The sequence below is a fragment of the Citrifermentans bremense R1 genome (assembly GCF_000426865.1).
In the GTDB taxonomy this organism is placed as follows: domain Bacteria; phylum Desulfobacterota; class Desulfuromonadia; order Geobacterales; family Geobacteraceae; genus Geomonas; species Geomonas bremensis.
Map to the genome: position 1 here is coordinate 1 of NZ_AUGE01000029.1, position 13,169 is coordinate 13,169.

At 54.2% G+C, this 13,169-nt stretch carries 7 protein-coding genes and 4 tRNA genes; 2 read left to right on the plus strand and 9 right to left on the minus strand.

Features of this window, described 5'->3' with window-relative positions; all coding sequences use genetic code 11:
- The first annotated feature begins 1,328 nt into the window (after positions 1-1,328).
- A complete protein-coding gene (locus tag K419_RS0115445) occupies positions 1,329-2,150 on the plus strand; it encodes a conserved phage C-terminal domain-containing protein (protein WP_026842376.1) in 822 nt (273 codons plus the stop codon).
- A gap of 2,506 nt (positions 2,151-4,656) precedes the next feature.
- Here the strand turns inward: K419_RS0115445 and K419_RS0115450 are convergent.
- The 9 genes from K419_RS0115450 to K419_RS0115490 form a co-directional block, all read right to left on the minus strand.
- Entirely contained in the window at positions 4,657-6,153 is a 1,497-nt protein-coding gene (locus tag K419_RS0115450; protein ID WP_026842377.1) for a tyrosine-type recombinase/integrase, read from the minus strand.
- A 126-nt stretch (positions 6,154-6,279) separates the two neighbouring features.
- Positions 6,280-6,364: transfer RNA gene (locus tag K419_RS0115455), tRNA-Leu, on the minus strand.
- Positions 6,365-6,411: 47 nt separating this feature from the next.
- Positions 6,412-6,487 (minus strand) — tRNA-His (locus tag K419_RS0115460).
- Between the two features lie 12 nt (positions 6,488-6,499).
- A tRNA-Arg gene (locus K419_RS0115465) sits at positions 6,500-6,576 on the minus strand.
- Between the two features lie 18 nt (positions 6,577-6,594).
- Positions 6,595-6,672: transfer RNA gene (locus K419_RS0115470), tRNA-Pro, on the minus strand.
- 181 nt (positions 6,673-6,853) lie between these two features.
- Positions 6,854-7,459: an XTP/dITP diphosphatase gene (locus tag K419_RS0115475; RefSeq protein ID WP_026842378.1), complete on the minus strand. Its 606-nt coding sequence runs from the start codon at positions 7,457-7,459 to the stop codon at positions 6,854-6,856.
- Positions 7,456-8,172 (minus strand): ribonuclease PH, encoded by a 717-nt coding sequence (rph, locus tag K419_RS0115480; RefSeq protein WP_026842379.1) that lies wholly within the window; start codon positions 8,170-8,172, stop codon positions 7,456-7,458. The genes K419_RS0115475 and rph overlap by 4 nt, the downstream gene beginning before the upstream one ends.
- 102 nt (positions 8,173-8,274) lie before the next feature.
- Complete coding sequence (locus K419_RS0115485) at positions 8,275-9,342, minus strand: right-handed parallel beta-helix repeat-containing protein (RefSeq protein ID WP_226377710.1); 1,068 nt, start codon at positions 9,340-9,342, stop codon at positions 8,275-8,277.
- A 68-nt stretch (positions 9,343-9,410) separates the two neighbouring features.
- Complete coding sequence (locus tag K419_RS0115490; RefSeq protein WP_026842381.1) at positions 9,411-10,481, minus strand: sensor domain-containing diguanylate cyclase; 1,071 nt, start codon at positions 10,479-10,481, stop codon at positions 9,411-9,413.
- Positions 10,482-10,717: 236 nt separating this feature from the next.
- Here K419_RS0115490 and K419_RS0115495 point away from each other — a divergent pair, with 236 nt between their 5' ends.
- Positions 10,718-12,952 carry a vitamin B12-dependent ribonucleotide reductase gene (locus K419_RS0115495; protein ID WP_026842382.1) on the plus strand — a complete coding sequence of 745 codons (2,235 nt, stop codon included), beginning with the start codon at positions 10,718-10,720 and terminating at the stop codon, positions 12,950-12,952.
- Positions 12,953-13,169 lie beyond the last annotated feature (217 nt).

The following is a 13,169-nucleotide window of genomic DNA, read 5'->3' on the forward strand; positions in this document are numbered from 1 at the left end:
TTGTAAAAGAGCAAAAATCACGACAACAGCAGTTCAGCAAACGTCAGCAAAGGCTGTTGCTGACATCCGCCGCTTTATTTCAACGGCCTGCTAGATTGTCTCTATGCGGGGCGGGGGTTGGTACATCGGCCTGTGCGCCTGGTGGGAGTCGGCTGAACATTTGGGATTATGTTCGGGAACCGTTTTTTCGGCGGTTGGGGGGGGAGGCCTAGTATAGTTGCGGTTTCAGCGTCGGGCCTTGTGCCTACTATTCATTTTTTGTAATTATATTATAGCGTCAGATTTGATATCTGTCAATTATAAATGTCATACTTATATATATTATACGTACAGTCACACCGCTCCATCACCAAAAGTCTCCCATCAGTTGCAGAAGACAAGGTCGCAGTAAAAATTAACTTACTGGAATGGCAAATGAAGGTCTTGCAGATAGGAGGGCAGGGAATCGAGGTATGGAGGCTCATTATGCGGGCTTTTGTCACTTCATTTTGTCTGCAGTGCTTTTCGCTGTCCCAGCATTTGCGTTTCATTCTGGTGGTGTCGGCGCCTGCGAAGGTTGCCATTCCATGCACAATTCGGTGGGTGGTTCGGTAAACGTGGTTAATGCCGCGCAGTATCACTCGGGGCCGTACCTGCTGAGGGCTCAAAATGCATCGTGTGCCTGCCTCAATTGCCACCAATCGCCCTACAACGTTGGCCCGCATTTTCTTATTTCAACAGTTGGGAATTTTTTCGTAGGGATTGATTCGGCTCCGGCCAACCTACCCCCCCAGTGGCGACTTTGGCTCGTTGAGGATGGGGGCTGGCGGAATTCCGAGATATTTTGCCTGCAAATAGCGACCGCCATGGCCACAACATCATTTGTGAGGATTTTGTATACACCCGGACGAGGTACAGAGTTTTGCGCCAGGCGACGATTACCCGGCAACTAGGTTGGCCTGCACCTCCTGTCACGCCCCCCCACGGCCATTTCCGACGACTGGCCGACGGGACATAAAAACAGCTAGGGATAATGCTGGCATCCCGCCTATCTGTCGCGCACCGGGTTCTTACGGCGAATCGCATCGACCTCACCGGTGTCCCATTCACCGATGGCAGATACTCATCAGCAGAAGTTTATCGACTCCATGGCACAGATTGCCAGCACTGGCGCAACTTTAGCATTGCGCTCCATTCGCTGCATTTACAGGCATTACAACACATATTGTTTATTTTGTCAAGCTAAGTTACTGATTTTATTATATTTTTATTGACATTCCGAAAAATATCAGTAACCATACGTCATACATTCAAATCAAATTTCCCCTCAAACATGAAAGGAGAAGAAGATGCATTGGAGAGAATTAATTGGACGGGACATCGATGGCCATTGGCAAATGGGACGCGAGATAGTCAAGTTTTGCGGTGATTATCATACAGCGTCTCTTCTATCACAACTGCTCTATTGGCGAGGAAAAACTAAAAACAAAGCGGGCTGGCTGTACAAAACCGACGAAGAATGGCTCGATGAATTATTTCTCTCAAGGGCTAAATTGGTCAAGGCCCGCAATAAACTAAGAGAAATGGGGGTGCTCGAAACCAAAACTGGCGGCAATCGGAACAAAACCCATTATCTGCTAAAAATTGATGCTCTCAAAGATCTTTTTCCACTTGCTGATACAGATAATAATAATGCTGTAAGACTTATAGTAAATTACCTGAACCATTTAACAGGATACAATTTCGAGGTATCTGATAGCAGTACTTACAATAAAATCAACCAAAGAGTTATTAGCCATGGCATAACCGCTTGTATAAACGTTGTATTTCACATGCACTGCGAATGGTCTTCATCCACGATGGAAAGAAATTTAAGACCATCTACGCTATTTGGAACAAAATTCACAGAATACTTAAGTATTTCTGATTACATTAAAAAAGAAGCTGATACAACCGCACTCATACTTGACGAAATAATGACGATAGAAAATGATTTTAATTTTTATGAATACGGAATCAGTATCATAACCGGTGAAAACTTTGTCGATATTGCCACCGACAATGAGGTAGACCCGGACATACCTCACCCCACCCACCAGGATAAATCCATTAGTAGCTATGATTATTGTTCAGGAGAATTCCTAGATGACGATTTTATAATTGGGCCTTAATGCCTAGAGTGGTTAATTGTTTCCACTGATTGGACACCAGCATTCCACACGACGGTTCACGGTAAAAATCATACTAGTTTGATATTTTTCGCAAACCAAGTTGCGTAATTCGTCAATCTGAATTGGCATTATAAACAAACTGGAATCGCATATTCCTGCAATCTATAGCAGAGAGTACTCCAGAAGATTACTGCAGATATTTCGCAGAGGAGTACAACAACACTGGCCGCTGATATTGTACACATTTATCTTTGTCGGCAAAAGCTAAACCGCAATGCCGGCAGAACATGATTTCGTCGCGAACAGCCCGGTTCTGCTTCGCCGGATTTCCAATTTTTAAAGCAAAAAACCAGTTAAGGAAAATCAACACCAGTTAAGTCAGTCTGGCCGATAAGGATAAAATCCTATAGGACAAACCTCCTTTATCGGCATAATCCTCATTATCGTGGGCGGAGGCTCTTGCGGAGCCCAGCTAATAATCAGAACAACCCAGAGACACAGACAAACCAAACAGCAAACACCAATAGCAAACACCAATAGCTCCGAGGTGGTATCATCTCGCAACGCTCGATATCGCCAACAGTTCGGCTACGCCGGATTCAGACAAAGCCAAAAAGGCCAGAAATGCCCTCTGATGGCATCAAAACAGCTCATGGCTGTATTGCACCTTGCCGTTGATTCAGAGCAACTTCTGGCCCATAGCGACGCATTGGACACCTCCAGCGATGATGCCATATCCCTCAACCTTCGATTGTCGGCATAAAAATCAAAATCTGTCGCCGCCGGGAAATTTGGTTGGCAGGCCAATCCGTTGCCTGAAATTCCTCATCAGCGGCCAATTCGCGTCACCAGAAGCACCAAAAGAACCACGGATAGCCTACGGTTTACGCTGGCTGCAAAAAAACGCTGTAGCGCAAATTTAAGCGTTTACTGAGCCGGCAAAAAAATGATCGCCGGGTTTGCGCCTTGCCGCCTTGCCGCCTTGCTGGTTTGCTGGTTTGCGAATTTGCGGACTATCTGGTTGCGAGATTTCTGGCAAGGGGGATTTTAACGTTTTGCAGGTCTGCGGGTTTCACCCGACTTGAAGTCCGGTTTTCCCCATGACGATTTCTTTGTCTAGCAAGAATAAATACAAAGTTTCTTTGTGTATGTATCGAAATAGCAAGAGTTGGGTCTGGCAAGGGTGACGAAAAACCTCGTAATTGCAAAGCAATAACGCAGGTCTTGTCAACCTCCCCATGACGATTTGCTAGTAAGAATTCTGCAAGGAACGTATTGGGAAATTCCTCGGGCAAGACTTGAAAAACAAAGCCTACCAAAAACGACCCCTCCCTTTTCGAGTCTGGGAGGGATGGCTATCTGCGAGAGGCCCAGAAACCGGGGTCTCGGAATCTGTCTCACCCCCCGCGGAGGCGGGACGGAGCTGCAATAAACTGTCGGAGACTCTCCTTAACTTCTGATGCAGCCACCCAGTCGGTGGCCACACCGGACAGATCCTGCGTCGAGTAACGCAGGCCAGCCTGTAAAAGCCTCACCATAAAGCCGCCGTTCCATATAGCCTGATTCACCATAAAGCTCGGGCCTCTAAGGGAAAGACTGGCGAGCGTGGAGCGTAATTTTTAAGAAAAAATCGTCTAAAAGTTTAGGTTAAACTCAACTTTTAGGCTTTTTTTCGTAAAAAAACAGCTCAGCGTAGCCAGTCCCGATAAATCCTCATGTTTTCGCTCGTGTTTTGACTCTAGGTTGTTGATCCTATTCGTGTTTTGACTCACCGGAGGAGTGGGCCTGGGCTGTTCACAAAGCCTGGCCAGCGACGGGCGAATCGAAGGCCCGCCAACGTAGCCCCCTGTGGGCGAGAATTCACCTCGAGTCATTTTCGGGTCTGCCTCTGTGAGTTTGCTCCATTTCGGGTTGAGCTTCTGGACGTAGCCGCCTGCTGGCGGAGTGGATCTTAGCGGTCACCTTGACAATATCGGACACTGACACTAAATAGCATCGAGCGAGGACTGGACAGAGGCCAGGAACCACAGACCGGAGATGCCCATACAGCCCAGACAGCGACCAACGGGAGCGCCCACCGGTCTGTGAATTCCGTGCCGGCGGCCAGAACGAGCGAGAGAATCAAAAGGAGGGTAAAGAGGAGGGGGCTTTAGGGCATGTCTTGGTGCCCCGCGAGGAAAAAAAGTCCTTCAATGTGCACAAAAGCTCCAGTTCGGAGCAAAAAATGGTTTTTGATGTGATCGAAATGCTAATAATAAGAAGAAAAGGGGTACATCAATAAACACATTATCCATGTTTCTCTATAAAGATGTTTTTGGTACCATTAAAATGCTGAAACGAGTACATCAAAGGCAACAAAACTGATCATTTTGCCCAAAATATAGTTTTTGATGGTATAGGCCAGATAAAACGAGCACATCAATGTGTCACAAATCGTACATTATAGCTTAAACGTTGTTTTTGATGGTACCAAGGCGTGTACTCAAACGGGAGCTTGTTGACGTTGTTATGGCTGTATTTTCCTCTCCTGCTGGGCGATGCATTCCCGTTCCTCTATTTGCTGCTGGGAGTACGAATCGTCGATTTCGTCCCAGATGTCCTCATTCACATAGCCCTGAAAAAACTCTTCCCGACGTTCCATCTCCGCTGCCCACTCGGCTTCCAGGTCAGGATCTTTAACGTGGTCAATCCAACTATCGAGCCGATTGAGCGGCTCAATGTGCGCCTGCGGTGACCGCAGACTCTCGATGTACCGCTCCGTTATTTGCAACGATGAGTGGCCCAGCAGTCTGCTAATAGTAACCGTCGGAGTTGTCTCGGCTAGCGCCGACCCGAAGACATGCCTCAAACCATGGAAAACTGCATCCAGAGATGTATCCACTGCGACCGGTTCAGGTAGAGGCTCCAATCCCTGCGCGACCAGTTCTGCATTGATTTTTGCGCGTTTGGTTACCGACTTTTTGTCCATCCGCACTCGCAACTTGGCTTCAGCGAGAATATTAAGCCAAGACTCATTTAGGGACTTCCATTGATGGGTTTGTCTTTTATTAGGAGTGGGATTGTAGAACACCCACGGGACATCTGGACGCCGGACAGCCAGCCGCTCCTCTAATATCCGTTTTATCGGCGCAGAAAGTGGAAGCACGTGCTCGCCTCCCCCAGGTTTTTTGGGCGGGGTCTTTATCTCGTTCCGCTGAAAATCTATTTGATCCCAGGTGAGGCCATAGATGCGCGATGCGCGGTAACCAGTCACGACAGCAAATCTAATAATATCGCATAGATGTAAATTTCTTTGGTGGGCGACATCCAACAGACTGTGCAGTTGCTCTTTTGTGTATGCCCTTTTAGTTTTGCTCGGTTCCGGCATCCTTTTAACGGACATATAAAGGTGATCGAGTTGCTCTTGAGGATAGGTTCCTTTGCTGACTGCGTAGCCAAGCGATTTTGTAATGTAGGTTCGGTAGCGGTTTTTGGTCGCGCCAGCTAGGCTGAGAGAGCTGAGGAATCTCGATACGACGTTAGAGTCGATGTCAGCGACCCGGTAGCTGCCGATGGGGATGCCAGGGATAATCTCAAATCGAGCGAACCTGTGAAGATTATACCGTTCTTCCGACATACTGGTAAGGTGAGAGATGGATGCAAGATAACCAACATGTTCCATATCCAACAATTCCTGATACGTCGCGTTGAGGAGCCGCTCAGCATCAGAGAGTTGTGCCTCGATAATGGCAACGTCGGGTCGCATATGAATCTTGCGAAGGGCCTTGGCTTCTGCCCTTTTTCGGGTCACGAGGATTTCTGCAACAGCAACGTTGTCCGTGTCGGCAGATTCCCGGATGCGTCTACCGACGTGGTCAGTGTAGGCAATCCAAAGCTTACCGTTGTTCCGCCAGACGCCGGCCGGGAGTTTGTCGACACCAGTCTTCTTTTTTGTTTTTTTGGGTGTTTTTAGGGTGGGGGACTTCTTTTTAGCAGAACCAATTTCGTGGGTTGAAGATGACATGATTTTACCCCTGAAAAGCAAAAAAAAAATCTACAGGAGAAAAATTGTCATAAAATTGTCATAATGTCAACGAAAGTTTCGTAGTAGATTCAAGCCATAACTTCAGCTAAACAATTGATTTCGAACTGGTGCGAGAGAGGGGACTTGAACCCCTATTCCGTGAGGAGCCAGATCCTAAGTCTGGTGCGTCTGCCAATTCCGCCACTCTCGCGAAGATAAAACAGCAAACCCCGCTATTAAACGGGGTCTGTGGTTATTTGGGGTGGATAGTGGGGATCGAACCCACGTATGAACGAGTCACAGTCGTTTGTGTTAACCGCTTCACCATATCCACCATATTCAATTTTGGTACGCCTGAGAGGGTTCGAACCTCTGACCTACGGCTTAGAAGGCCGTTGCTCTATCCAACTGAGCTACAGGCGCAGAGAAAGCTGCAATGAGTGGTCGGGGTGAGAGGATTCGAACCTCCGGCCCCCTGCTCCCAAGGCAGGTGCGCTAGCCAGGCTGCGCTACACCCCGATTCAAGAAGCACGTTTATAGCACAGCATTTACGGCTGTGCAAGCAGATTTTTCCCGTAAACAGCAAAACGAATTGACTCAAACAATACAAACACTAAAAGGCGCTTTCACAGGGATGAAAGGAATAAACCTGTTAGAGAATCTTTTTTTGTTGTCTTGATTTTCTTTGCGCCTTTTCGTCTTAGCGTGAGACGTCTTCCCGTTTTTGCAGCGCCTCTTTGAGCATCTGCATGGCGCGACCGCGGTGGCTGATGGTGTTCTTGATCTCCATCGGAAGTTCGGAGAAGGTCTGCCCGTGCTCGGGAACCAGAAAGAGCGGATCGTAGCCGAACCCCCCCTCCCCGCGCGGCGCCTCCAGTATCTCCCCCTTCAGCATGCCGTCGAAGGTCTGGCAGCTTCCGTCTGGGAGGCAAAGGGCGATGACGCAGTGGAAGGCGCCGGTGCGCTCTTCGCGCGGCACTCCGGCCATTTCCTGCAAGAGGCGCGCGTTGTTGGCGGCGTCCCCGGCCCCCTCTCCGGCAAAGCGCGCCGAGTAGACGCCGGGGCGCCCCCCAAGGTGGTCGACGCAGAGCCCGGAATCGTCGGCCAAAACCGGTTTACCGGTGAAGAGCGCGGCGGAGCGGGCCTTTTTCAGGGCGTTCGCCTCGAAGCTGTCGCCGTCCTCCTCCACCTCGGGAAGCCCCGGGAAGTCAGCCGGGGAGAGGATGGTCTCCACCACCCCCTCCAGAAGCTTCTCGAATTCGCGCAGCTTCCCCTTGTTCCCCGACGCTACCAGGAGCTCTTTCATGCCTGCAAAGCCTCCTGCTGAATCTCGAAGAGGCGGGAGAGGCCGAGCATCGCGTGGCTGCGCATGGCATCCATCTGGTCGAGCGTGAAAGGCTCCGCCTCGGCAGTCCCCTGCACCTCGACAAAGCGCATGGACGAGGTCATCACGAAGTTCATGTCGACTTCAGCGGTGGAGTCCTCGGGGTAGTCGAGGTCGAGGAAGGGAACGCCGTCGACGATCCCGACGCTTACGGCGGCGACCGCCTCCCTGAGGGGGCTCTTCTCGAGTTCGCCGGCCTTGACCAGGTTCTGCAGGGCATCCGCCAGGGCCACGTAGGCGCCGGTGATGGAGGCGGTGCGGGTGCCGCCGTCGGCCTGGATCACGTCGCAGTCGATCACGATGGAGCGCTCGCCCAGAAGCTCCAGATCGACCACCGCGCGCAGCGACCTGCCGATCAGCCTCTGGATCTCGTGGGTGCGGCCGGAGAGTTTCCCCTTGGCAGATTCGCGCTGGTTCCTGGTGTGCGTGGCGCGCGGCAGCATGCAGTACTCCGCCGTGACCCAGCCGCTTCCCTTCCCTTTCAGAAACGAAGGCACCCTCGCCTCGACCGTTGCGTTGCAGATGACTTTGGTGTCCCCAAACTCGACCAGGACAGAGCCCTCGGCGTGCTTCAGGTAATTGCGGGTGATCCTAACTTCTCTCAGGGCGTTGGCCGCGCGGCCTTCTCTGCGTATCATGATTCTCCATCCTCTCTGGGTATCAGGTTTTTAAACCAAAGCTTTTTTTGCGCTTTCCCCTGTGTCTTCCGTGAACCTCTGTGACCTCTGTGGTGAGCTTTAAGGTTTTCCCTTTGAACCTGCTTCAGGCGGTGCTGTCAGTCGCGGGGTGGAGATGACCTTCCCCGCCCCACCGTTGTCGTAGATTTTTGGCCCGGCCGCCCCCCACCAGTTGCCCGGCGCCCGGAACTCCTCCTTGCCGGCGTTGTAAAGGTCGTAGCCGTTGTCGTGGATGGCGTTGTCCCAGGCGACTGAAGAGCCGTCGAAGACCAACAGGCCGCTGTTGCCGTTACCGGTCACCTGGTTCCCCGTGACCCTTATCCGGGATGCGGTGAGCGAAATGCCGTAGTCGCTGTTGCGCGCTACCTGAACACCGGTGACCGCCCCTTCGCTCTCGTACAGGGTGATACCCCTGGCGTTGTCCGACACCGCCCCCCCCTGCAACCTGACCCGGCAACTGTCGCACGAGAAGGCGGAGCCGTTCATGGAAAGGCTTCCCTCCTGCGTATAAATGGAACTGCGCTGGGCGACGAGCCCTTTGCGGTTTCCAATCAGGTTCAGGTTGCGCAGGGTCGCCTCGCTCTCGGAGAGGTTGAGGCCGGTATCGCAGTCGCTGGTCCCGCCCCCCTCCATCACGACCAGGGCGTCCTGAAACCTCATTCCGGTCTTACTCCGCTCGGCCCGAACGCTCTTCAGCGTCAGATTGGAGAAAATGGCTTCGAGCCCGGTCTGCGCGCCGTCGATGTGGCAGTTCTCAAGGACGTTTCTCTTCTCGCTACCCAGGAGCATCACCCCCTGCCAGTCCCCTGCGGCGGACACGGCAAAGCTTGAGGTGAAGACGATGGGGGATTCCTTGGTTCCGGCAGCCGCCAACCGCCCCTGCACCACGAGCGCCGCGCCGGAAGGCTCCTTCCCCCTGAAACGCAGTACCGTCCCCGGCTCGATGGTCAGCGTCGCCTGAGGCGCAATGGTCACCGCCCCTTCCACCAGCACCACACCTTTCCAGACGGTGTCCTCGGTGAGCACGCGGTCGCCGTAGCGAAAAGTGGGGATGAACTCCGCTTCGGTTCTTGGTTGCGCCGCCCCGGCCTCGCCCGGCGCAGCGGCGGTTGTGGGCGTCGCGGCCAAAACGGGCGCGCCAAAGCAAAGGGCCCCCACTAGCAGGAGGCCCGTCAGAAAATGTATGCGATATCGGTTCATGGCGCGGGGATCTGTAGGCTTTCCTGGTGATAGACCTTGTTCTTGCCGCAGCGCTTGGCAAGGTAAAGGAGCGAATCGACGATGTTGAAGAGTTCGTCCATCTTGTCGGCATTGTCGGGGTAGCTCGCCACGCCGATGCTGACGGTCACGCCGCGGCCTGACCCGTCCACCGGCCGGTTCGCAGTGCCGGACTGCACGCTCTCGCGCAGACGCTCGGCGGCGAGGATAGCCTTGTCTAGCGTGGTCTCGGGGAGCAGCACGATGAATTCTTCCCCGCCGTAGCGGAAGGCGACGTCCACGCCGCGGATGGTCTGCAGGATGATCTCGCCCATGAGGGCCAGCAGCCTGTCGCCGGTGGCGTGGCCGTAGCTGTCGTTGTAGGACTTGAAGTCGTCCACGTCCATCATGATGATGGAAAAGGGCTTGTGGTAGCGCTTTGCACGCCCCATCTCCTGCCTGAAGTACTGCTTGAAGTAGCGGTGGTTGTGCAGCCCGGTGAGCGAGTCGGTGATCGCCAGGAGCTTGGTCCGCTTGTGCAGCGTCGCGTTGTGTATCGCCATGGCGGCGAAGGAGGCAAGGATCGAGAGCATGTTCATCTTCTCCCGGTCGAACTCCCTCGGCTTGAAATCGTCAAGGTAGAGTATGCCGACGATGCGCGACTGGAAGATGAGCGGCACGCAGACCAGAGAGCGGATACCCTCGTTGAGCGCGATCGGGTTCTTGAAGAAGGGAGTCTTCTCGGTGTCCTCGATCAAGAAGATCTCCCCCGCAGAGAGCACCTGTTCGGTAAGCCCGCCCGGGGCCACCTCCCAACGCTCCTTCTTGACGAAGTCCGCCGTCAGCCCCGAGTGGGCATGCAGGCTCAGCTCCCGCTTGGCGTCGTAATAAAGGGCGACGCTTCCGGCGGGGGTCTCGGCAAATCCCATGGCACTGTTGAGGATAGCCTGCAGCACCGTATCCAGATCGAGCGTCGAGACGACCGCCTTGGCGACCTCTATCAGGTCCTTCAGCGCCTTAACCTGCGATTCGAGCAATTCTTTTTGGGTACCGCAACTACACTCGGCCATATCAGCTCCGTCGAGAAATTTAGAAGCGGATATTAATAGCACAGCGCCGGCCATGTTGTAAATGGCATAGGGAGTTATCGGCCCCGCTGCCAGAGATTTTTCCGTCCGCCGCCTTTTAATGTTTTAGCTCTTGACTTCGTCATACATCTTGTGGTTTATTCCTGGCCGGCCACTAAATGTGGTGTCGGCGCAACCAGCATGGTGACATGATATTTATCCAAGGAGAACGAAACGTTATGAAGAAAACAGTCGAGAAGGGAGTAATACCGGGCCTGACCAAGAATGCATTGACCGTACTAGAGAAGCGCTACCTGAAGAGAGATCAGACCGGCAAGACCCTTGAGACTGCCTCAGACATGTTCCGCCGCGTGGCGACCGCCATCGCGCAGGCCGACGCCGTTTTCGACAAGAAAGCGGACATCGGCGCACTCTCCGACAAGTTCTACAACATGATGACCAACTTCGAGTTCCTCCCCAACTCCCCGACCCTGATGAACGCCGGTCGCGAACTGGGTCAGCTCTCCGCCTGCTTCGTGCTTCCGGTGGGCGACAGCATGGAGGAAATCTTCGAATCGGTCAAGTACACCGCCCTCATCCACAAGTCCGGCGGCGGCACCGGCTTCTCCTTTTCCCGCCTGCGCCCGGCCAACGACGTGGTCATGTCCACCACCGGCATCTCCAGCGGCCCCCTCTCCTTCATGAGGGTTTTCGACGTCGCCACCGAGACCATCAAGCAGGGGGGCACCCGCCGCGGCGCGAACATGGCGATCCTGCGTGTCGACCATCCGGACATCATGGACTTCATCATGTGCAAGGCGGACCAGCGCCAGTTGAACAACTTCAACATCTCCGTCGGCATCACCGAGGCGTTCATGAAGGCCGTCGACGCGGACGAGGAGTACACCCTTTACAACCCGCGCGACAAACAGCCGGCCGGTAAGCAGAACGCCCGCAAGGTGTTCAACCGCATCGTGAAGCAGGCCTGGGAAAACGGCGAGCCTGGCATCATCTTCCTGGACCGCCTGAACAAGGACAACCCGACCCCGCACATAGGCGAGATCGAATCCACCAACCCCTGCGGCGAGCAGCCGCTGCTCCCCTACGAGTCCTGCAACCTGGGCTCCATCAACCTGGGCAAGATGGTCATCCACGGCAAGGTCGATTGGGACAAGCTGAAAGAGGTCGTGCGCACCTCCGTCCACTTCCTTGACAACGTCATCGAGGTGAACAACTACCCGCTCCAGCAGATCGACGAGATGACCCGCTCCAACCGCAAGATCGGCCTGGGGGTCATGGGATGGGCGGACATGCTGATCATGCTCGGCATCCCCTACGGCTCCGAGGAGTCGGTGGAACTGGGCGAGAAGGTGATGCAGTTCATCAACGACGAAGGGCACGCGGCGTCGCGCCAGCTTGCCAAGACCCGCGGCGCCTTCCCCAACTTCAAGGGCTCCGTCTACGACAAGCCCGGCGCCGAGCCGATCCGGAACGCGACCGTCACCACCATCGCTCCGACCGGCACCATCTCCATCATCGCCAACGCCTCCTCCGGCGTCGAACCGCTCTTCGCGGTCTCCTACGTGCGCCAGGTCATGGACAAAAACATCCTGGTCGAAGTGAACCCGCTTTTCGAGAAGATCGCCAAGACCGACGGTTTCTACACCGACGAACTGATGCAGCGGATCGCCGAGCACGGCACCGTCCAGGACATAAGCGCCATCCCCGAGGCCGTCCGCGAGGTATTCGTCACCGCGCACGACATCACCCCGGAAGAGCACATCACCATGCAGGCCGCCTTCCAGCGCCACACCGACAACGCCGTCTCCAAGACCGTGAACTTCCCGTGCGAAGCCACCATCGAGGACGTCGAGAAGGTCTACCGCCTGGCCTACGAGAGCAACTGCAAGGGAGTCACCATCTACCGTGACGGTTCCCGCGACGAGCAGGTCCTCTCCGTCGGCAAGAAAGAAGAAGTAAAGGCCGCAGCACCGGTGCATGTCGAGGACAAGCGCACCGGAAAGCGCGAGCGTCCCAAGGCGCTGAAGGGTTGGACCTACCAGATGCAGACCGGCTGCGGCCCGCTCTACATCACCATCAACGAAGACAACACCGGCCTCTTCGAAGTCTTCACCACCATGGGCAAAGCCGGCGGCTGCGCCGCCTCCCAGTGCGAGGCCATCGGCCGCATGGTGTCGCTGGCCTGGAGAAGCGGCATCCAGGGGCGCCAGGTAGTGAAGCAGCTTCTCGGCATCTCCTGTCACGCGCCGAGCGGTTTCGGCGACAACAAAGTATTGTCCTGCGCCGATGCGGTCGCCAAGGCGATCCAGTCGCACCTCTCCCTGACCGGCGCAGCCGACGTCATCGAAGCCCCCGCCTTCGACAGGGGCGCCTGCCCCGAGTGCGGCGGCGTAGTAGAGCACGAAGGCGGCTGCGCCGTCTGCCGCGTCTGCGGCTACTCCGAGTGCGCATAAAGAGACAGTAGTACAACGATAGGGGGATCCCGCAGATAGCGGGATCCCCTTTTTTGTTACTGAATGCTAAAGCTGTCTCTTCGATGCTGCGGGGACGGTATTTCTTATCAAGACACTACACACATAGTTGCAGCCATTGACGATCTATTAAATATTACAAAAAATTCTAAGAGCTGACTATAGACGCTGCCGGTCCAAGTCGTTTGTTTATTTACTG

What these genes read in the sequence shown, in the direction of transcription:
- K419_RS0115445 (WP_026842376.1), top strand. Translation starts at nt 1,329, where the DNA reads ATGCATTGGAGAGAATTAATTGGACGGGACATCGATGGCCATTGGCAA.
- K419_RS0115450 (WP_026842377.1), bottom strand. Translation starts at nt 6,153, where the DNA reads ATGTCATCTTCAACCCACGAAATTGGTTCTGCTAAAAAGAAGTCCCCC.
- K419_RS0115475 (WP_026842378.1), bottom strand. Translation starts at nt 7,459, where the DNA reads ATGAAAGAGCTCCTGGTAGCGTCGGGGAACAAGGGGAAGCTGCGCGAA.
- K419_RS0115490 (WP_026842381.1), bottom strand. Translation starts at nt 10,481, where the DNA reads ATGGCCGAGTGTAGTTGCGGTACCCAAAAAGAATTGCTCGAATCGCAG.
- K419_RS0115495 (WP_026842382.1), top strand. Translation starts at nt 10,718, where the DNA reads ATGAAGAAAACAGTCGAGAAGGGAGTAATACCGGGCCTGACCAAGAAT.